Source organism: Sorangium sp. So ce726 (genome assembly GCF_051521405.1).
Lineage (GTDB): Bacteria > Myxococcota_A > Polyangia > Polyangiales > Polyangiaceae > Sorangium.
Genome location: NZ_CP150349.1, coordinates 2,029,324 through 2,048,591, shown reverse-complemented (window position 1 = coordinate 2,048,591; position 19,268 = coordinate 2,029,324). Strand labels below are relative to the sequence as shown.

Below are 19,268 nucleotides of genomic sequence, written 5' to 3'. Positions count from 1 at the left end.
ATGATCCACCGCGAGACGCTCCACGAGCCGCTCGACACGAGCGCCGAGATCGAGACGCCGGAGCACGTGCGGTTCCGCCACCAGGTCGCGGGCCCGGCGCGGCGCGCGCTGGCGTACCTCATCGATCTGGTGCTGCGCGGCGTCATCGTCTTCGCGGTCGGGATGCTCGCCGCGGTCGGCGGCATCGCCGTGGGGCCAGCGCTGCGCGGCGCGTCGACGGGCTTCGTGCTGCTGGTCCTCTTCGCGATCGAGTGGGGGTATTACGTCTTCTTCGAGACCCTCTGGAGCGGCCGCACGCCCGGCAAGCACGCTCTCTCGCTGCGCGTCGTCACCGACGGCGGCCAGCCGCTCCGCTTCGGGGACAGCCTGCTGCGCAACCTGCTGCGCGCCGCGGATCTCCTCCCCCCCTTCATCGATCCGTTCTCGTTCCTCGGCACGTACGCGGTCGGCCTCACCGTCATGGGCCGTGATCCGCGCTTCCGCCGCCTCGGCGATCTCGTGGGCGGCACCCTCGTGATCGTCGAGGCGCGCCACACGGTCGCCGGCCCGCTCGTCCTCCGACCTGCGCCGAGCCCCGCGGAGCTCGCGAGCCTGCCCGCGCGCCTCCCGCTCTCCGGCGAGGAGCTCGACGCCATCGAGCTCTTCCTCCGCCGCCTCGATCGCCTCTCGCCCGCGCGCGCCAACGAGCTCGCCGAGATGGTCGCGCCCGCGTTGGCGCGGCGCATGGGCGTTCGCTACAAGGACGCGACGCGCTTCCTCGGCGTCCTCCACTACCGCGCGCACGCGCACCGCGGCGGTCAGGATGGGGCCGCGAGCGGCCCAAGGCCCGGCCGCAAGAAGGAGGTGAGCGCGTGATCAGCGCCCGCTCCCAGGACGAGTTCGTCGCTGCCCGCAGGCCCGACTGGCAGGAGCTCGATCGCCTCCTCCTCCACGACGGCGAGTCGCTCGCGAAGAAGGACGGCGCCGCCATCTCGCGCCTCGCCGCGCTCTACCGCTCGCTCTGCACCGATCTGATGCGCGCGCGCGCGGCGCGCTACACGCCCGATCTCACCGCGTACCTCGACGCGCTCGCCGCGCGCGCGCACGCGACGCTCTACGGCGCGGAGCCCTTCCGCCTCCCCGACATCGTCTCCCTCTTCACCCGCGATTTCCCGCGCGCGTTGCGCAAGAACGGCCGCTTCTTCGCGATCGCCTGCGCGCTCTTCTTCCTCCCCTCGCTCGTCGGCATCGCTGGCGCGCTCGCCTCCGACGAGTTCGCCACCCACGTGCTCCCGGGCCCGGTGCTCCAGGGCATGGCCCAGACGTACAGCGAGGGCCTCAACGGGCGCGACGCGGGCACCGACACGGGCATGGCGGGGTTCTACGTCTTCAACAACGTCGGCATCGCCTTCCGCTGCTTCGCCACCGGCGTGCTCTTCGGCGCGGGCAGCATCTTCTTCCTCATCTACAACGGCCTCTTCACCGGCACCGTCGTCGGCCACGTGATGAGCGTGGGCCACGGCGGCAACATCTGGACGTTCATGTGCAGCCACGCGCCCTTCGAGCTCACCGCGATCGTGATCGCCGGCGGCGCAGGGCTCGAGATGGGCTACGCGCTCGTCGAGACGCGCGGCCGCACGCGCGTCGGCTCCCTGCGCCGCGCGGCGCCGTCCATCGTGCGCCAGATCCTCGGCGCGGCGGCGATGCTGCTGATCGCCGCGGGGATCGAGGGCTTCTGGTCCCCCTCTGGGCTCCCCCCGCCGGTGAAGTGGGCGGCCTCGGGCGTCTTCTCGCTGCTCATCGTCCTCTACCTGGCGCTCGCGGGTCGCTCCGCGAAGGAGGCCTCGCGATGAACCTCGGCGCCTCCGCGATCGTGCTGCGCCCGCGCCCGCTCTCCGAGATCCTCGATCTCGCCTGCCGCCTCTCCATGTCGCGCGCGTTCGGCCTCTACGCGCGGCTCTCGGCGATCCTCTTCCTCCCGATGCTCGCCGGCTGCCTCGCGCTACGGTACGCGGCGGGCTGGTCGTGGCCCGAGGTGTGGGGCGTCGCGATCGCGCTGGGCGGCGTCGCGCAGGGCGTGTTCACCGTCGCGGTCGGGCGCCTGCTCTTCTCGGAGGAGCTCAGCGCGGGCCAGGTGCTCCGCCTCTTCAGGGCGCGCCTTTCCTCGTACCTGTGGATGCTCTTCTTGAGCCGCCTCCTGCTCGCCGCCGCCGCGCTCCCGCTGCTCCTCGGCCTCCCCCTCGCCTGGCCGCGCCTCGTCTTCGTGCACGAGGCCAGCTTGCTCGAGGCCGCGCCCGCCGGCGACGCCATCCAGCGCAGCAGCCGCTTCGTGACCGGCCGCGTCGCCGCGGTCCTGGGCGCGCTGATCGCGCTGCTCCTCGCGCAGGCCGGCATCGCGCTCACGGTGGAGCTGCTAGGCCAGTCGCTCGTCGACGCGATCCTCCAGCTCGGCAAGCCGTTCGGCGCGCTCCTCGACGACGGCGGCTCGCCCTTCGCGCTCGCGGGCTTCTTCGCCGGCATCCCGTACGTCGCGACCGCGCGCTTCCTCCACTACATCGACGCGCGCACGCGCGCCGACGGCTGGGACATCCAGCTCCGCTTCCTCGCGATCGCCGCGCGCGAAGGCGAGAAGAGGGCCGCCGCGTGAGCCGCCGCGCGCGCCTCTTCCTCGCCGTCTTCGCGCTCTCCGCGGGCGCGCCGCTCGCGCGAGACGCCTGGGCAGAGGGCGTGGAGAAGAACGTTCACTGGAGCGTGCGCGACGTCCTCGAGGACGATCGCTACCGCTTCTGCCACGAGGACGACTACCCGCTCACGCCCGAAGAGCACGCGTGGTGCCCGATCATCTCCGGATCGAGCGACGTGTGCCCCAAGCTCCCCGCCGCGTGCAAGCTGCCCGCGGTCGAGCTCTCGCGATCGATCGCGTCCCGCCGCGGCGGCCGCGGCGGCCGCGACGCGTCCGGCAAACATCCCGCGAGCGACGCGCCGGCCGATCGCGGCCCGAGCGAGGACGAGCGCCGCCGCCCCGCGCCCGAGATGCGCGTCGATCTCTCGGGGATGAGCGTCGTCGCGTCGGTGCTCCTCATCGGCCTGCTGGTGGTCTTCTTCGGGGGGGTGATCCACGCGCTGGTGAAGAACCTGCTCCGCGATCGCGCGCCCGCCCAAGAGGCCGCGGAGGAGAAGGCGCCCGCGCGCGGCCCCACGCCGGAGGAGACGGCGAAGCGCGAGATCGAGACCGACGTGCAGCGCCTGCTCGCGCGCGCGCGCAGCCACGCGGCGCGCGGCGACTACGCGCGCGCGATCGACGACGCGTACGCCGCGCTCCTGCGCCGCCTCGACGGGGATGGTCTCATCGAGATCCACCCCTCCCGCACCAACGGCGACTACGTGCGCAGCCTGCGCGAACGGCCCGATCTCAACGGCGCGATGAGATCGATCGTGCGCGACGTGGAGGGCGTGCAGTTCGGCGTCACCCCGCCCTCCGAGCCGCTCTTCCGCGCGGTGATGGACCGCGTGGTCCCGCTCGTGAGCCGCGCGCTCTCGCTCGCGCTCGCCGTGTTCGGCCTCTCCGCCGCGCTCTCCTTCATCTCTGTCATCTCCTGCACCCCGCACGCCGGCGGCGGCGACGAGGGCGGCGGCGATCGGTCGCCCTCGGGCACCCAGGCGGTGCTCGAGGTGCTCGGCACGCAGGGCGTCAAGGCGCGGCGCCGGGGCGAGGCGCTCAAGGCGCCGGATCGCGCGCTCGCGCTGGTGGTGCTGCCGGGCGCGACGATCGACGACGCGACGTGGAAGGACCTCTTCGCGTGGGTGAGCGACAAGGGCGGCACGCTCTTCCTCGCCGGCCTTCCGCGCGTGCCCGACGAGGTCGGGCTCGGCCTGCGCGTGGCCGAGGACGCCGAGACGTCGACGGCGCTCGCCGCGGACTGGTCGCGCGGGCTCCGCGCCTCGCTCCCGCCCGGCAAGCGCCTGGTCGACGTGAACGGCGACGAGCCCGACGACCTCTTCATGATCCTCCGGGGCGAATCGTCCTCGACCGCGGGCGTCGTCCGCCGCCTCGGCCAGGGCAAGGTCGTCGTCGTCGCGGACGATCGCCTCGTGTCGAACGTCTCGCTCGCGGCCCCCGACAACGCTCAGCTCTTCCTCGATCTGCTCCGGTTCTCGCCCCCCGCGGCCGAGGTCGAGATCGTCGACGAGTGGACAGGCGTCGGCGCCGAGACGCCCTTCGCGGCCGTGCGCGAGGCGCGCCTCTGGCCCGTGATCGCGCAGCTCTTCCTGCTCCTCGCGCTGCTCTACCTCTGGAAGGGCAGCGCCTTCGCGCGCCTCCGCGATCCGCCCCCCGCGGGCCGCCGCGCCTTCGCCGATCACGCGCGCGCGCTCGGCCTCGCCTACCGGCGCGCGCGCGCGTCGCGCCACGCCGCGGGCCTCTACGCGAGCTGGGCGCTCGATCGCCTGCGCGAGCGCGTGCACCGGTCCGGCCGGCGGGGCCTCATCCCGCTCGCCGAGGCGATCGCCGCGCGCACCGGCCGCCCCGAGAGCGAGGTGATGCGCGCGCTGGTCGAGGCCTCCGGCGCCCGCGACGAGGCCGCGCCCGCCTCGTCGCTCCGCGCGCCGCCGAGCGCGCGCGGCGCGCGGCCCTCGCCCCGCTCGCGCGACGGCGCCGCCGCCGATCTCGAGCTCGTGCGCGAGCTCCAGGGCTTCCTCAACGCGACCGGTCAGCGAACCTCCGATCGAAAGACGACATGAACCCGATTGAATTCCGCGATCGCTTCGATCTCCTCCGACGCGAGGCCGGCAAGGTGCTCCTCGGCCAGGAAGAGCTCATCCTTCACACGCTCGTCGCCGTCCTCGCCGGCGGTCATGTGCTCATCGAGGGCGTGCCCGGCCTCGGCAAGACGCTGCTCGTGCGCACCCTCGCGCACGTGCTCGGCGCGACGTTCAAGCGCATCCAGTTCACGCCCGATCTGATGCCGAGCGACGTCACCGGCGGCAACGTCTTCAACCAGAAGGAAGACCGCTTCGTCTTCCACGAGGGGCCGATCTTCACGCAGCTCCTCCTCGCCGACGAGATCAACCGCGCGCCCGCCAAGACGCAGAGCGCGCTGCTCGAGGCGATGCAGGACCTCGCGGTCACCTCCGACGGCATCACGCGCGCGCTGCCAGATCCGTTCTTCGTCATCGCCACGCAGAACCCCATCGAGTCGCAGGGCACGTACCCGCTCCCCGAGGCGCAGCTCGACCGCTTCTTGATCCAGGTCAACGTCAAGCACCCCTCGCAGGCGGTCGAGAAGCTCATCCTCAAGAACCACGTCAACGGCTTCCACGCGGCGCGCCTCGATCGCTTCGAGATCCAGCGCGTCGCCACCGCCGCCGAGCTCGTGGAGATGCGCGAGGGGCTCGCGCGGATCCGCGTGGACGACGGCATCATCGAGTACATCGCCGACATCGTCGGCCGGAGCCGCGTGCACCGCTCGGTCTACCTCGGCGCCTCGCCGCGCGCGTCGATCGGCCTGCTCGCTGTCGCGCGCGCCATGGCCGCGAGCGAGGGCCGCGAGTACGTCATCCCCGACGACGTGAAGGCGCTCGCGCCCGCGATCCTGCGCCACCGGCTCATCCTGCACCCCGACGCCGAGATCGAGGGCGTGAGCGCCGACGACTGCGTCGACGACATCCTCCGCGAGGCCAAGGTGCCGAAGACGGCGGCCTGATCGCGATGATCCCCTCGCGCGCCCTCGTGCTGCTCGCGATCGTGCCCCTCGGGCTCGCGGTGGCGACGCTCGTCGATCGCACGCTGCTCCTGCCCATGCTCGCCGCGGACGCGGGCATCGCGCTCTGGGCCGCGATCGACGCGCTCCTCGCGCGGAAGCCGCTGGTGACGGTGAAGCGCCACGCCCCCGCGGTGCTCTCCATCGGGCGCCCCAACCTGATCACGCTCGAGATCCGCTCGCTCTCCCGCCGAAAGCTCGCGATCGAGGTCGCCGACGATCTCTTCGATCACGCCGAGAGCGACGACCTGCCCGTGAAGCTCGAGCTCCCGCCCAGGGAGCGCGCGGCCGCCCGCTACCACGTGCGCCCCACCCGCCGCGGCGCGCACACGATCGGCGATCACCACGTGCGCTACCTCTCCCCGTTCGGCCTCTGGATCCGGCAGGTCACGGTGCCGGCGGAGACGCCGGTCAAGGTGTACCCCGACGTGCAGGCGGTGCGCACCTTCGAGCTCATGGCGCGCCAGGATCGCGATCCGGCGGCGCTGCGCGCCTCGCGCAAGCGCGGCGGCGAGAGCGAGTTCGAGCGCCTGCGCGAGTACCGCCGCGGCGACGAGTTCCGCTCCATCGACTGGAAGGCGACGGCGCGGCAGAAGAAGATCATCAGCCGCGAGTACCAGCTCGAGAGCAACCAGAACCTCGTCTTCCTCCTCGACGCGGGCCGCCTGATGACCGCGCAGACGCAGGGGCTCTCGCTCTTCGATCACGCGCTCAACGCGACCTTGATGCTCTCGCACGTCGCCGCGCGCGGCGGCGACCGCGTTGGCCTGCTCGCCTTCTCCGACGGCATCAAGAGCTACGCGCCCCCGGTGAGCGGCGCGGGCGCGGCCAAGCACGTGCTCTCCGCGGGGTATGACCTCTACCCCGAGCTCGTCGAGACCAACTACGGCTCCGCGTTCCAGCACGTGGGCCTGCGCGTGCGCAAGCGGAGCCTGATCGTGCTCTTCACCCAGGTCGTCGACGACGTCGCCGCGAGCGAGCTGCTCCGCCTGATGCGCGGGGTGATGCCGCGCCACCTGCCGCTCATGGTGCTGCTGCGGGACGTGGAGATCGACGCGCTGGTCGAGGGCGGCGACGTCGACCCCTACACCCGCGGCGCCGCCGCCGAGCTCTCGAGCTTCCGCGATCGGCTCGTGCGCGACCTCAAGAAGCAGGGCGCGCTGGTGCTCGACGTCGCGCCCGGCCAGCTCACCGGGCAGCTCATCAACCGGTATCTCGAGATCAAAGCGCGCCATTTGCTCTGATCTGCGCTGCGGCCCTGGCGCCCATTGCTGCTCCAGCAGCAATCGCTGCTGATCCATTGCTCCTGCACAAGCACACCGGCGTCGGCCCGAGCAGCCGATCACGGCTCAACGCGTCACGCTCCGCGGGGTGATCGCTTTAAGATAAGCGCATGTCCAGCGAGCAACCCGAGCAGTCCCTTCCCCTGCCCCGCGCCGAGCTCCGCGGGGCGAGCCGCGTCCTCGACGCGCTGGAGCGCGCAGGCAACAAGCTGCCTGATCCGGCGGTGCTCTTCGTCCTGCTGGCCGCGGTGGTCGTGGTCCTCTCCGCGGGGCTCGCGACGCTCCAGTTCAGCGAGATCGACCCGCGCACGAAGCAGCCGCTCGTGATCCACAGCCAGCTCTCGGGCAAGGCGATCACGGAGTTCCTCGCGACCATGGTGCAGACCTTCACGAGCTTCCCGCCGCTCGGCGTGGTGCTCGTGGCCCTGCTCGGGGTCGGCATCGCCGAGCGCTCGGGGTTCATCAACGCCGGCCTGAAGAAGGTCCTCGCGGTCACGCCGAGGGTGCTGCTCACGCCGATGCTGATCGTCGTGGCCATCGCGAGCCACACCGCCGCAGACGCAGGGTATGTGCTCGTCATCCCGCTCGGCGGCGTCATCTTCCAGGCCGCCGGCCGGCACCCGCTCGCGGGCATCTCCGCGGCGTTCGCGGGCGTGTCGGGCGGCTTCAGCGCGAACTTCATCCCGTCGAGCCTCGACCCGCTGCTGCAGGGCCTCACCCAGGCCGGCGCGAGCATCCTCGACCCGAAGCGCACGGTGAACCCGCTCTGCAACTGGTTCTTCTGCAGCGCCTCCTGCCTCGTGATCGTCGCGGCCGGTTGGTACATCACCGACCGCGTGATCGAGCCGCGCGTCGCCCGGACGCCCGTGGACGTCGCGCCCGAGGCGGAGCAGCGCATGACGGCGGCGCTCGCGCCGCGCGAGGCGCGCGCGCTGTGGCTGGCCCTCGCGTCGATGGCGGCAAGCCTCGCGCTGCTGGTCGCGGCGAGCGTGCCGGCCTCGTCGCCGCTGCGCGCGCCGAGCGGGCAGCTCACGGTCAGCGGCGCGCCGCTCATGGGCGCGATCGTGCCGCTCATCTTCCTCTTCTTCCTCATCCCGGGGCTCGTCTACGGCTACGCGGCCGGCACGTTCACGAGCCACCGCGACGTCATCGACGGCATGAGCAAGACGATGAGCACGATGGCTTATTACCTGGTCATGGCCTTCTTCGCCGCGCAGTTCATCTCCCTCTTCAACCGCTCGAACCTCGGCGCGCTCCTCGCGCTGAAGGGCGCCGCGGGGCTGCAGGCGATGGCGCTCCCGAGCTCGGTGACCATCGTGGGCGTCATCCTGCTCACGGCGATCACCGACATCATCATCGGGTCCGCGTCGGCGAAATGGGCGCTGCTCGCCCCGATCCTCGTGCCCATGCTCATGTCGATCGGCATCTCACCGGAGCTCACGCAGGCGGCGTACCGGATCGGGGACTCGACAACGAACATCATCTCGCCCCTGATGGTGTATTTCCCGCTCGTGGTGGTCTTCTGCCAGAAGTACGTGAAAGGCACGGGGATCGGCACGCTCGTCGCGCTGATGGTCCCTTACTCGGTGACCTTCCTCGTCGCGTGGACGCTGTTCCTCCTCGCGTACTGGCAACTCGGGCTCCCGCTCGGGCTGGACGCGCCGTATGTCTACCCCTGACAGACCTCTCCGGGGCGGCTGCACACCAGGGGGACTGGCAGGGAATCGAACTCCGCTTCGCGCCGGATCGTGCCGATCCCAGCCACCCTCCTGAGAAGCCGTTCGCGACCGCTCACCGGCTTGTCCTGTGGACGTGGTTTGATGGAACATCGCAGCATGGTCGTTCGCAAGGTAGGTGCAAGCTGGCTGGCTGCGATCGCGCTCCTCGGCTGCGGGACGAGCAACCCCATCTCGGCCGTTTCCCCGGCGCCGCCTCCAGCGCCCGCGGTTCAAGCCTTCGAGCCCGGGACCGCCGACCCGCAACGCAAGGCGCGGCTGGTCGCCCTCGCCGGCGATCTTGACGAGCTGTTCCGTACCAAGCTCGAGGAGACGGGGGCGACCGCGCTCGCGGCGGGCATCCTTGTCGACGGTGAGCTCGTGTATCAGCAGGCCCTCGGCGTGCGCGATGTCGCTTCCGGGGCGCCCGTCGACGCCGATTCGGTGTTTCGGATCGGCTCGCTCAGCAAGAGCTTCACCGCGCTCTCGGTGTTGAAGCTGCGCGACGAGGGCAAGCTGTCGCTGGATGCGCCGGCGGAGCGCTACGTCCCGGAGCTCTCGCTGCTCGTGCCCCCGACGGCGGATTCCCCGCCGATCACGCCGCGCTTGCTGCTGACCAACGCCGCGGGCCTGGCCTACGACGATCTATGGGGCGCTGTGACATTCGGGCAGAGCGATCAGCAGCTCAACGAGGTGCTGCGCGCGGGGGTCCGGTTCTCGAGCGTGCCCGGCACCAAGTACGCTTACTCGAACCTGGGCTGGGCGCTGCTCGGCAAGGTCGTCGAGCGCGCGTCGGGCGTGAAATTCCGCGACTACGTCACGGCCAACGTGCTCCGCCCGCTGGGGATGAACGCGACGGTCTGGGAGGCCTCCGACGTACCGCCCGCGCGCCTCGCCATCGGCTACCGGCGCGAGAAAGGCGCGCTGGTGCCAGAGCCCCGGCCTTCCGATGGCGTCTTTGCCCCGGCCGGGGGCCTCTACACCTCGCTCCATGACTACGCGCGCTACGTCGCGTTCAACGTGATGGCCTACCCGCCGCGCGACGACGCCGAGGCCGGCCCGGTGCGCCGCAGCACGCTCCGGGAGATGCACGCCGGGCAGCGCTGGAGCCGCAACAGCGACAAGGACGCGCCCGTGCTCCGGCGCGCCGTCGGCGGGCTGCGACTCTCTGCGAGCAACTACGGGTTTGGATGGACGAACGTCACGACGTGCACCGAAGAGGGCCGGGTGCAGCACGGCGGCTTCGAGCCTGGCTACTTTGCGACCGTCATGCTGCTGCCCAGGGAGCGGGTCGCGCTGTTCGTGCTCTCGACAACGGCGGCGGTCGGCAAGAGCTCAAACGCCGCGGTGTTCGAGGTCCTGCGCGCCGGAGGGGTCTTGACCCCTCCCGTCCTTCAGCCCACGCCAGCGCTGGAGGCGGCCAGGACGGCGATCGACCACCTGCTCGACTCCTGGAACCCTGGGGTATTCCAGGCTGCGTTCGATCCACAGAGCGCCATGTACAGCTGGAACGCCGATCTGCCCGCGAAGTTCGAGGCGCTCGCGCGCGACCATGGGGCCTGTCGCTCGAGGACGCCGATCGAGGCGTACAACGGCTCTCACGGTGGCTGGCGCTCGACCTGCAAACGCGGCGCCATCGAGTTCGAGGTGATGCTTGCGCCGACGACTCCACCGCGCGTGCAGGCGCTGCTCTGGCGGCAGCAGTTTCCGCTCGACGAGGAGACGCGCGGGACGGCCGCGGTCCTCGCGGGTGCCGTCGGCCACGGGCTCAGCGATCGCAGCAGCGAGTGGATCTCGCCGAGCGCGGACGTCGTGCCCACCGTCAGGCTGCTGCATCAACTCGAAGCGGATCATGGCTTCTGCGAGCTCGAGGATGGCGTGATCGAGATCGAGCACGCGCCGCTGTCGACCCAGACCAGAGCGCTGCGCTTGAAGCTCGCCTGCACGAGGGGACCGATGGAGTTGCTCGTCGGCCTCAACGAGGCCGACAAGATCGTCAGCCTCTCGGGTTACGCACCGCACGCCCCGGATGCCACCTGCTGGCTCTGACGGGGAGCAGCCAGCCGACCAGGAGCGCCGAGACCGCCCGGGAGGGCCTGGAGACCCGCCGCCGTGAGCGTCGAGGCGCAGGGCACGGGCGGCACCGGAGCCCTGACGCGTCCTTTCCGGCCGCCGATGTGGACACCAGTTCCTATCGAGTGTACACTCGTCCATATGTCGACCCCTCACGATCCCCGGTCCATGCGCGAGCGCATGCTCGCTGGCGACCTCTACATCGCCGACGATCCCGAGATCGCCGAGCAGAGCGCGGCTGCGCTGGATCTCATGGCGGCGTACAACGCGACGTCGCCCCGGCAGCGCCCGCTGCGCCGCCGCTTGCTGGAGCAGCTGCTCGGCGCGATCGGCGAGGGCACCGAGATCCGCCCGCCCTTCTACGTGGACTACGGTTCGCGCATCACCATCGGGGCGCGTTGCTTCGCGAACTTCGGGCTTGTCGCGCTCGACGTCGCGCCGATCACGATCGGCGACGACGTGCAGATCGGCCCGAACGTGCAGCTGCTCACGCCGACCCACCCGGTGGAGCCCGAGCCCCGGCGGCAGAAATGGGAGGCCGCGAAGCCCATCACGATCGGGAACAACGTGTGGCTCGGCGGCGGCGCCATCGTGCTTCCGGGGGTGACGATCGGCGACAACACCGTGGTCGGCGCGGGCTCCGTCGTGACGCGCGACCTGCCGGCCAACGTGATCGCGGTCGGGAACCCCGCCCGCGTGATCCGCGCGCTAGGCGTCGCTGGCGCCGCGGGGGCCGCGCAGGCGCCGGGCGAGGCGCGAGGCTGACGGAGGCGCGATGAGCGCTGCCAGGGCGAAGCGCGCCGCCCCCGCGCGGCGGGCCCGCCGCCACGACCCAGGGCGCCGGGAGCGGCTCCTGGCGACCGCGCTCGACGTGATCGCCGAGCAGGGCGTCGCCGGCGCGTCACACCGCTCGATCGCCCGGGCCGCCGACGTGCCGCTCGGCTCGACCACGTACCACTTCGCCTCGATCGACGAGCTGCTCGCCGCGGCGTTCACCCGGCACGCGGACGACGTGGCCACCCGCTTCGAGGAGCAGATGCGCGCCGCGTGCGATCGCGAGGCCGCGGTCGAGCTCCTTGTCGAGCACCTCACCACGGCCCTGCTCGGCTCCGAGCGCGACCTGGTGCTCAGCGTCGAGCTCTACGTCGCCGCCGCCCGGAGGCCCGCGCTGCGCGCCGTCACCCAGGCCTGGATGCTGCGGAGCCGGCGCGCGCTGGAGATCCACTTCGACCCGGTGACCGCGCGGGAGCTCGACGCGCTGATCGAAGGCCTCGTGCTGCACAGCGCGTTATCGACGGATCCCATGGCGCCAGAGCAGATCCGGCACGCCATCCGCCGCTTCACCCGATGAGCTCCCGAAGGAGATTGCTCCTCAGCAGTCCACGCCGCAGACCAGCCGTCCGTCTGGACACGTCACGCCGGGCGTGCTGTCAGCGCCGCAGCTCACCTTGCACTCCGCCGTCTCGGCGCACGTCGCGACACAATCGACGTCGCACTTGAGATCGCAGTGGCTCTCGTCCTCACACCGGATCGTGGCGCCGGGACCCAGGTTGAACTTGCACGTGGCCTGATCTCGACAGACCGCGGTGGAGCCAGCGTCCGCCTTCAGGTCGCAGTTCGACTCCTCCGTGCATGTGATCACGCTGCCGTCGCCGCCGTTGCCCTTGCACTCGCTCGTGTCGATGCACTGGAGCGTGAGCGCGCCTTCGCTGCTGCCGTTGCACTTGGCGTCCGTCGTGCAGTCGAGCGAGCACGACGTCGAGCCGCACTCGGTCTTGCAATCGGCGCCCGCCACGCACTCACAGTCGAACCCGCTGCACGCACATCCTGCACCCGTGCACGTCGCGCTCCCTGTCTCTCCCCCGTCGCTCCCGCACCCGGCAACCGTGAACATCGCGAGCGCCACCAGCCAAGCTCTTGCCGTCATGGTCATCCCCTCCGAGAGTAGGTCGATCGCTAACCGAACGTAGACGGCATCGCCAACCTCGTCATGCAGAGCAGAACGCGCGTCGCGCCGCATCCGTTCGGCCGCCTGCGGCAGGGGGCGACGAGCGGCGGCGAGCGCCCGCCCGTCACTTCAGCACGACGCGGACGAGCGCGAACTCCGACCCGAACCAGCCGCTCGTCGGCCTCGAGTACGTGATGTACTGCACCCGGCCGCCGTCCTCCTCGTACTCTGCGTGGTGAACCGAGTCGTACGGCGCGCGCTCCTCGGGGGCCGTATAGAGGGTGGCCTCGTCCGACCATGGACCGGTGAGGTCCGGGGCGGTGCGCGCCACGATCCGGTGGTCGAGCGGGGGCGAGTAAACCGCGAGCCATGCCCCGAGGTGCTCACAGTACGAGACGGACATGATGGGCGCGCCGTCGAACAGCTCTGCGGCATCCCCCGCGTCGTCGCTCCAGCCGTCGCCGTCGAAGTAGCGAAAGGCGCCTCGGTCGAGGGGCGTCTCGAGCGGCACGCGCGCGAGGCTGCACGGCTTGGACAGGCTGCCGTCGCACGCGAAGGTGTACAGGTCGTCGCCGTGGGCGACCAGCGCGGCACCCCAGCCTGGATCCCCTTCCCCGAAGAGCAGATCGGGGTGCTCCGCGCTCGCGTCCACGATCGGCCGCTCCGGCGCCTCGTCGAGGCCCTCCCAGATCGCGAACGACTGGCCCACGCCGCGGAAGTTGAAGTCGCCCGGCTCCGCGTAGATGAGGCCATACGGGATCAAAGCGCGGTCGCGCGCCGCATCGAACACCGGCGCCCCGGGCCACACGGCCCAGCGGGCGCCGCACGGCGCCTCGGCGCAGTCCTCGCCGGCGTGAGCGTCGTTGAACGCCTGCTCGTCCGCGGTGGGCGCGATGAAATACCCCGGCGCCCCCACGCCGTCGGCCGGCGATGAGAAGCCACCGATGCCGTCGGACGCGTCGAGATCGTCCGAGATGTCGAACGAGTTATGGTGCCAGTTCGTCCCGGCCTCGTCGGCCGCCGTGAGAACGGTGTCGCCGTAGACCCAGACCGACTTGCCCCACGCGACAGCGCTGTCCCCACCGTCTCGCCCTTCGATCCACGAGCTCTTTTCGATGACGCCGATCTCCTCTGCAGACTCGACGCCTGGCCCCGGCTCCCCGCCACACGCCGCGAGGACCAGATGCACGATGACGATGGGGACAGAACGAGAGAGCGCGATGGATCGGCGTACGGAGCGCATGACGCCATCATCGCACGACAGCGGACGGCGCAGTGCATCGCGTTGCCTTCAACGGCTCCACCACGTGCTCGATGGGCAGCTCGACGACGAAGGTTGAACCCATGCCGAGCGCGCTCTCGACCCGGATCGAGCCGCCGTGAGCCTCGACGATCTGCCTGGCGATGAAGAGACCGATGCCCACCCCGGCGTAGTCGCGCGACGAGACAGCGCGCTCGAACCGCTCGAAGATCCGCGCCGTGTTCTCGGGGGCGATGCCGATTCCGTGATCGCGCACCGCGATCACGGCCACGTCCCCGCGCCGCTGTACGCTGATCTCGACGGGGGCGTTCGCACCATACTTCAGCGCATTGGACACGAGGTTCGTCACGACCTGCTCGATCCGCAGCGCATCCCAGCAACCGAAGATCTCGCGCTCGACGCGCAGAGACAGCGAGCAACCCGCCTGCGCCAGCACCACCCGGAGGGGCTCGACGGCCTGACGCACCACCTCGGCGAGATTGACCCTCTCCGGATCGAGCTCGAGACGACCCGCCTCGATGCGCGACAGATCGAGCAGCTGATCGACGAGCCGCGTCAGCCGCGCGACCTGTCGAAGGCTTCCCTCCACCGCTCGGGCGGTGCGGTCATGCTGGAGGGTCGCTGACTCGCCGCCGCCAGGCCTGCGCTCCAGCGCCTGCAGCGTGAGCTGGAGCGCGGCGATCGGCGTTCGGAGCTCATGGGACGCGATGGAGAGGAACTCGTCTCTCTCTCGGACGGAAGCCTGGGCGGCCTCCTCACGGAGAGCGAGTCGGCCGCGATCTTCTACGGCCCTTCCCCGATCCCGATCGATGCACTCCAACGCGGCAGCGCTCTTCCAGATGTGGCGCACGATGAGGACGATGCAGCCGACGACGAGGAGCGACGACTCGAACGCCGAATCGTAGAGGCCGAGCTTCCGACCCTTCACGATCAGCCAGCCGAGGAGGAACGGCGCGCCGAACGCGGCGATGATCAGGCGGCGTGCCATCGCGCCGCCTGCCCCCGCGCTCATCAACAGCTCGACGCCGCTCAGCTCGGGCCGCGCGCACAGGACGCCAGCAGACAGCACGAGAAAGAGCAGCGCCGTATGCAACGCCATCTCGGTCGTCGCCCCGACACCATAAAGATACCCTACCCCGAGCACATATCCGAGCACCGCCAGCTGCCCGAGCAACGCGATCAGCGCGACCATCGCGAAGAAGAGCCGGCGCACGCGCCGCGCCTTCGCGTCGAGGAGACACAGCGCCGAGCCGGCGAGGAAAAAGCAGGTGGCCGTCGTGATAGCCATTCTTCCGAGGTGAGGTGTGCCGACGGCGCCCGGCCCTTCCCGAAAGAGAATTTGATCGATATGGAGCGGCTGGCTCAGCGCATATTCCAGGAACGTGAGCAGCCCGACGACAGCGACTCCGCCGGCGCACGCCCGCGAAAGCCGGCGCGTCCACGAGCTCGATCCCGCGCGGCAGCGGAGCCACAGCGACGCGGCGGCGGCGAGGAAGGCCAGCGCCGTGTTCGCCTTCATGGTCACGAATGTCGGATGAACACTCTTGAGAATCTGAACATCGAGCCACCAGCCCACGAGGACGGCGCCGGCGGTCACGACGGTGATGGCACACGCGGCTCGCGGGATGATCCCAATCCAGTCGAGCGGAGGTGAATCAGGAAGCCCGCGCGGGCAGCCAGGCCCGTCCAATCCGCTGCTTCGCCCGCCCGCTTTCGACATCATTGCTCAGGGAGATTGTCTTCGAACACCGCGATGCGCAACGTGCGCTAGGAGGCACACGCTGCTTTCTCGTCACGCCTCCCAGCGCTGCGCTCTGCGAGTCTTTTTGGCATCTTCGGGTCTGCGATCTGTACAGGGGCAACCCACGCGAAGCGGCGGGGTCCGTCCGTCCGCGGATGGAGCGGCAGAGGTCGCGACCTGCTGCGGCGCGCCGAGCACGCAGGTGGCCGTCGCCATCCCTGGCCGGACTTCTATGCCCGGCGTCCGCGGGCTCAGGCCATCCGCCGGACCATCTTCGTGTGCGGGATCCCCGCCTCGTCGAAGATCGGCCCCTCCTCGACGAAGCCGAGCTTGCGATAGAACGGCGCTGATGCGACCTGGGCGTTCAGGACCAGCGCGCGCGCGCCCTCTGCGCCGGCGACGCGGATCGCCTCCTCCATCAGCAGCCGCCCGAGGCCCGCGCCGCGTAGCTCTTTCCTGACGGCCACGCGCCCCACCTTGAGCGCGCCCTCGTACGGCACGATCCGCATCGTCGCGACGACCTCGCCGCCGTCGAGGACCACGAAGTGCCGCGCGACGGGGTCGAGCTCGTCGATCTCGATGTCCTCGGGCACGGACTGCTCGACGACGAAGACCTCGCGCCGGAGGCGGAGCGCGCCGGCGTAGAGCGGCGAATCGCTGTGGATCGGGAGGACGTCGCCGGCCATGCCCGCGTCGTGCGCCCTCTCGGGCGCCGCGTCCACCCGATTCAGCGCGCCCTTTGCCTGCTCCGCGCAGACGCCCCGGCCCCGGAGGAGCTAGCCTGATCGGACCGTGAAGATCATGACCTTCAACATCCTCTTCGGCGGCGAGGATCGGTTCGAGGCGATCCTCGCGATCGTCGCCGCCGCGCGCCCGGATCTGCTCGTCCTCCAGGAGTGCGTGGGCTGGGAGGATGGCGCCCGGCTCCGGGCCGTCGCCGAGGCGATCGGCGCGCCCGCCGGCGAGCGGCACGCCGTCCTGGGCAACGCCAACCCGCGGCCGAGCGGGAGGCGCAACCACGTCGCCGTCGTCAGCCGGGCGCCGCTCGCCGGCGCGCGCGTGCACGCGCCCGAGGTGCTGGCCCACTGCCTCGTCGAGGTCGAGCTCTCGCTCGACGGCGAGCCGCTCGTGGTGCTCGGCACCCACCTCAACGCCGGCAGCGAGGATCGCCGGCTCACCGAGGCCCGCTGGCTGCTCTCGCTCGTGCCGCCCGCCCGGTTCGCCGCGGGCCTCTGGGCGCTCGCGGGCGACCTCAACGCGCTGTCGCGCCGCGACCCCTACCCCGCGGATCTCGGCCCGCGCCTCGCGGCGGCCGGCATCGAGAAATACGGCAGCCCGCCGCGGTTCGACACGATGGATGCGATCGAGGCGTTCGGCTGGGCCGACGCCCTGATCCAGAGGCCGCGCTCCTCGCGCTGGTTCACCGCGCTGCGCGGGCGCAACGGCGCGCAGGTGGAGACGCGGACCGACTACGTGCTGCTGTCGCCGCGGCTCGCTGGCCGGCTCGCGCTGGCCGACGTCATCGACGTCGGCGCCGCGTCCGACCACCACGCGGTCATCGCCGAGCTCTCCTGACACCGCACGCCGCGCGGGGGATCCGTCCACGCCTCTGCAACAGCGAAGCACGGTTCTATCAGCAATCCGCACATCGAGCGCGGTGGCATGCAGCGACCGAGCAATGGACCGAGCGCCGGTGTGACCTGGTCGAACCGGGGACGACTCCACTGGAACAGCACACAACGCGATGTCTTCGGCTCGCCAGCGGCCGACAACATGATTGAATCGGCGGTATCGCGCGCGACACGCGCGGGGGCTCCGGTACGCAAACGCTTCGGTCCGCGCCATGGATTCAACCTACGGCCTGCAAGCTGGCAGCATCATCGGCGGCGACTTCGAGGTCGTGCGCCCGCTCGGCTCGGGCGGCATGGGCAGCGTTTATCTCTGCCTTCAGCGCAGCACAGCGCGCCAGCGCGCCGTGAAGGTCATGCACCCGGTGCGCGCCGTCGACCCCGAGGAGCGCCGCCGCTTCGAGCGAGAGGCGCGGGCTCCTGGGCTCATCGGGTCGCCGCACATCGTCGAGGTGCTGATCGCCGGCGTCGACGGCGTGACAGGCCTGCCCTACCTCGCGATGGAGCTCCTCCAGGGCGAGACCCTCTCGGCCTGCGTCGAGCGGGCAGGCCCGCTCCCTATCGCGGAGGCGCGCCGCGTGCTCGGGCAGCTCGGGCGCGCGCTCGAGGACGCGCACGGCGCGGGCATCGTTCACCGCGATCTCAAGCCCGAGAACGTCTTTCTGGAGGACGCCGGCGACGGCGCCCCGCCGCGGGTCAAGCTCCTCGATTTCGGCATCGCCAAGATCATCGCCGACGCGCGCGCCTCGCTGACGGCCGCCGTCGGCACGCCCCTCTGGATGGCCCCCGAGCAAGCGCGCGAGAGCCAGGGGGCGCTCCCCCAGAGCGACGTCTGGTCCTATGGGCTCCTCGCGTTCTTCGTCCTCACGGGCAAGCCCTTCTGGCAGGGCCGAGACGTCCCGGCGCTGCTCCGGGAAATCCTGTTCGAGCCCATCCCGACCGCGAGCCGGCGCGCGGGCGAGCTCGGACTGCCGCCCTTCTTCGCCGGATTCGACGCCTGGTTCTCTCGCTGCGTCGAGCGCGACCCCCTCGCCCGCTTCACCAGCGCGTCCGCGATGTGCCCTGTGCTCGAGCGCCTCCTCGACGGCGCCGCGCGCGTGGCGCCGACCGCGCCGGCGTCGACCGCGCCAGCGTCGCGTCGCCGCACCTCGCTCCCGCCGCCGGAGGCGTCGCCCGGCGCCGCGGCGGTGCGTCGCCGCAGCTCGCTCCCGCCGCCGGAGGCCTCCCCGGCCGGCGTGGTCACGGCGAGGCCGCCCGCCCCCGTCGCCGCGTGCTTCAACAGCACGCTCGCGGCCCCGCTGCTCAGGGACCACGACGATCCCGCGCCGCCCGCGAGCTCGCCGCCGCCGCGCAGCGAGGGGGGAAGCAGGGCGATGAGGCCTTTCCTCCACGCGCTGGATGAAGATCACTGCGTCGCCACCTGGAAGGGCCTCCTCTTCCAGATCTGGCGCCGGCACACCACGGCAGCTGCGGTGCGCGAGGTCCGGAGCATCCTGCGCGAGCGCGGCAGCGAGCTGCAGGCGACGCTGGTCATCCTCGAGGAGAACACCGTCCCGGCGGGGCGGGAGGTCCGGAGCTCGCTGGCGGAGCTCTCCAGGGAGCTCGCGGCCCACGGGATGTGCGCCGCGCTGGTGTTCGAGGGCCACGGCTTCAAGGCGTCGCTCGTGCGCAACGTGGCCATCGAGTTCATCCTGCTGAGCCGCTCGCGGCTTCGTTACGAGGTGTTCAGCACCATGGACGACGCCGTCGCCTGGCTGATGCGCAATCGCCCGACGCGGGACTGGCTCAGGGAGCTGCCGGGGGTCACGGAGGCCCTCCGCCGCGAGGTGGCGGCGCACGCGGCGCGGGCGTCGCACATGCCCTAGCGAGGAGGCCGAGCGC

16 protein-coding genes are annotated in these 19,268 nt (G+C 71.3%); 12 read left to right on the top strand and 4 right to left on the bottom strand.

What is annotated here, in order from left to right; all coding sequences use genetic code 11:
- The 10 genes from WME79_RS07740 to WME79_RS07695 all read left to right on the top strand — a co-directional run bounded on the left by WME79_RS07740 (position 1) and on the right by WME79_RS07695 (position 12,160).
- On the top strand, positions 1 to 855 hold the full coding sequence (locus WME79_RS07740) for an RDD family protein (protein ID WP_437533937.1): 855 nt from the start codon (positions 1 to 3) through the stop codon (positions 853 to 855).
- Positions 852 to 1,832 (top strand): stage II sporulation protein M, encoded by a 981-nt coding sequence (locus WME79_RS07735; protein WP_437533935.1) that lies wholly within the window; start codon positions 852 to 854, stop codon positions 1,830 to 1,832. Before WME79_RS07740 ends, WME79_RS07735 begins: the two co-directional genes overlap by 4 nt.
- A complete protein-coding gene (locus WME79_RS07730) occupies positions 1,829 to 2,626 on the top strand; it encodes a hypothetical protein (protein ID WP_437533933.1) in 798 nt (265 codons plus the stop codon). Before WME79_RS07735 ends, WME79_RS07730 begins: the two co-directional genes overlap by 4 nt.
- Complete coding sequence (locus tag WME79_RS07725; protein ID WP_437533931.1) at positions 2,623 to 4,719, top strand: DUF4350 domain-containing protein; 2,097 nt, start codon at positions 2,623 to 2,625, stop codon at positions 4,717 to 4,719. Before WME79_RS07730 ends, WME79_RS07725 begins: the two co-directional genes overlap by 4 nt.
- Entirely contained in the window at positions 4,716 to 5,681 is a 966-nt protein-coding gene (locus tag WME79_RS07720) for an AAA family ATPase (protein ID WP_437533929.1), read from the top strand. Before WME79_RS07725 ends, WME79_RS07720 begins: the two co-directional genes overlap by 4 nt.
- A gap of 5 nt (positions 5,682 to 5,686) precedes the next feature.
- The gene (locus WME79_RS07715; RefSeq protein WP_437533927.1) at positions 5,687 to 6,982 is read left to right on the top strand and encodes a DUF58 domain-containing protein; all 1,296 of its coding nucleotides are present in this window, start codon (positions 5,687 to 5,689) and stop codon (positions 6,980 to 6,982) included.
- Between the two features lie 149 nt (positions 6,983 to 7,131).
- Entirely contained in the window at positions 7,132 to 8,700 is a 1,569-nt protein-coding gene (locus WME79_RS07710) for an AbgT family transporter (protein WP_437533925.1), read from the top strand.
- A gap of 156 nt (positions 8,701 to 8,856) precedes the next feature.
- Complete coding sequence (locus WME79_RS07705) at positions 8,857 to 10,785, top strand: serine hydrolase domain-containing protein (RefSeq protein WP_437533923.1); 1,929 nt, start codon at positions 8,857 to 8,859, stop codon at positions 10,783 to 10,785.
- Between the two features lie 192 nt (positions 10,786 to 10,977).
- Positions 10,978 to 11,574 carry a sugar O-acetyltransferase gene (locus tag WME79_RS07700; RefSeq protein WP_437533921.1) on the top strand — a complete coding sequence of 199 codons (597 nt, stop codon included), beginning with the start codon at positions 10,978 to 10,980 and terminating at the stop codon, positions 11,572 to 11,574.
- Positions 11,575 to 11,584: 10 nt separating this feature from the next.
- Positions 11,585 to 12,160 carry a TetR/AcrR family transcriptional regulator gene (locus WME79_RS07695; RefSeq protein ID WP_437533919.1) on the top strand — a complete coding sequence of 192 codons (576 nt, stop codon included), beginning with the start codon at positions 11,585 to 11,587 and terminating at the stop codon, positions 12,158 to 12,160.
- A gap of 21 nt (positions 12,161 to 12,181) precedes the next feature.
- On the opposite strand, the gene WME79_RS07690 is transcribed toward WME79_RS07695, so the two are convergent.
- The 4 genes from WME79_RS07690 to WME79_RS07675 all read right to left on the bottom strand — a co-directional run bounded on the left by WME79_RS07690 (position 12,182) and on the right by WME79_RS07675 (position 16,445).
- Complete coding sequence (locus WME79_RS07690; protein WP_437533917.1) at positions 12,182 to 12,736, bottom strand: hypothetical protein; 555 nt, start codon at positions 12,734 to 12,736, stop codon at positions 12,182 to 12,184.
- Positions 12,737 to 12,881: 145 nt separating this feature from the next.
- Positions 12,882 to 14,000: a DUF4185 domain-containing protein gene (locus WME79_RS07685; protein ID WP_437533915.1), complete on the bottom strand. Its 1,119-nt coding sequence runs from the start codon at positions 13,998 to 14,000 to the stop codon at positions 12,882 to 12,884.
- A gap of 7 nt (positions 14,001 to 14,007) precedes the next feature.
- Complete coding sequence (locus tag WME79_RS07680; RefSeq protein ID WP_437533913.1) at positions 14,008 to 15,537, bottom strand: sensor histidine kinase; 1,530 nt, start codon at positions 15,535 to 15,537, stop codon at positions 14,008 to 14,010.
- A gap of 473 nt (positions 15,538 to 16,010) precedes the next feature.
- Positions 16,011 to 16,445 (bottom strand): GNAT family N-acetyltransferase, encoded by a 435-nt coding sequence (locus tag WME79_RS07675; RefSeq protein WP_437533910.1) that lies wholly within the window; start codon positions 16,443 to 16,445, stop codon positions 16,011 to 16,013.
- Between the two features lie 115 nt (positions 16,446 to 16,560).
- On the opposite strand from WME79_RS07675, the gene WME79_RS07670 reads away from it, so the two are divergent.
- Together WME79_RS07670 and WME79_RS07665 are read left to right on the top strand one after the other, a co-directional pair.
- On the top strand, positions 16,561 to 17,334 hold the full coding sequence (locus tag WME79_RS07670; RefSeq protein WP_437539796.1) for an endonuclease/exonuclease/phosphatase family protein: 774 nt from the start codon (positions 16,561 to 16,563) through the stop codon (positions 17,332 to 17,334).
- A 268-nt stretch (positions 17,335 to 17,602) separates the two neighbouring features.
- The gene (locus WME79_RS07665) at positions 17,603 to 19,252 is read left to right on the top strand and encodes a serine/threonine protein kinase (protein WP_437533908.1); all 1,650 of its coding nucleotides are present in this window, start codon (positions 17,603 to 17,605) and stop codon (positions 19,250 to 19,252) included.
- Positions 19,253 to 19,268 lie beyond the last annotated feature (16 nt).

Coding starts and splice junctions, on each gene's coding strand:
- WME79_RS07740 (WP_437533937.1), top strand. CDS start 1: ATGATCCACCGCGAGACGCTCCACGAGCCGCTCGACACGAGCGCCGAG.
- WME79_RS07705 (WP_437533923.1), top strand. CDS start 8,857: ATGGTCGTTCGCAAGGTAGGTGCAAGCTGGCTGGCTGCGATCGCGCTC.
- WME79_RS07715 (WP_437533927.1), top strand. CDS start 5,687: ATGATCCCCTCGCGCGCCCTCGTGCTGCTCGCGATCGTGCCCCTCGGG.
- WME79_RS07690 (WP_437533917.1), bottom strand. CDS start 12,736: ATGACGGCAAGAGCTTGGCTGGTGGCGCTCGCGATGTTCACGGTTGCC.
- WME79_RS07695 (WP_437533919.1), top strand. CDS start 11,585: ATGAGCGCTGCCAGGGCGAAGCGCGCCGCCCCCGCGCGGCGGGCCCGC.
- WME79_RS07670 (WP_437539796.1), top strand. CDS start 16,561: ATGACCTTCAACATCCTCTTCGGCGGCGAGGATCGGTTCGAGGCGATC.
- WME79_RS07665 (WP_437533908.1), top strand. CDS start 17,603: ATGGATTCAACCTACGGCCTGCAAGCTGGCAGCATCATCGGCGGCGAC.
- WME79_RS07700 (WP_437533921.1), top strand. CDS start 10,978: ATGCGCGAGCGCATGCTCGCTGGCGACCTCTACATCGCCGACGATCCC.
- WME79_RS07675 (WP_437533910.1), bottom strand. CDS start 16,445: ATGGCCGGCGACGTCCTCCCGATCCACAGCGATTCGCCGCTCTACGCC.
- WME79_RS07730 (WP_437533933.1), top strand. CDS start 1,829: ATGAACCTCGGCGCCTCCGCGATCGTGCTGCGCCCGCGCCCGCTCTCC.
- WME79_RS07720 (WP_437533929.1), top strand. CDS start 4,716: ATGAACCCGATTGAATTCCGCGATCGCTTCGATCTCCTCCGACGCGAG.
- WME79_RS07710 (WP_437533925.1), top strand. CDS start 7,132: ATGTCCAGCGAGCAACCCGAGCAGTCCCTTCCCCTGCCCCGCGCCGAG.
- WME79_RS07680 (WP_437533913.1), bottom strand. CDS start 15,537: ATGAAGGCGAACACGGCGCTGGCCTTCCTCGCCGCCGCCGCGTCGCTG.
- WME79_RS07685 (WP_437533915.1), bottom strand. CDS start 14,000: ATGCGCTCCGTACGCCGATCCATCGCGCTCTCTCGTTCTGTCCCCATC.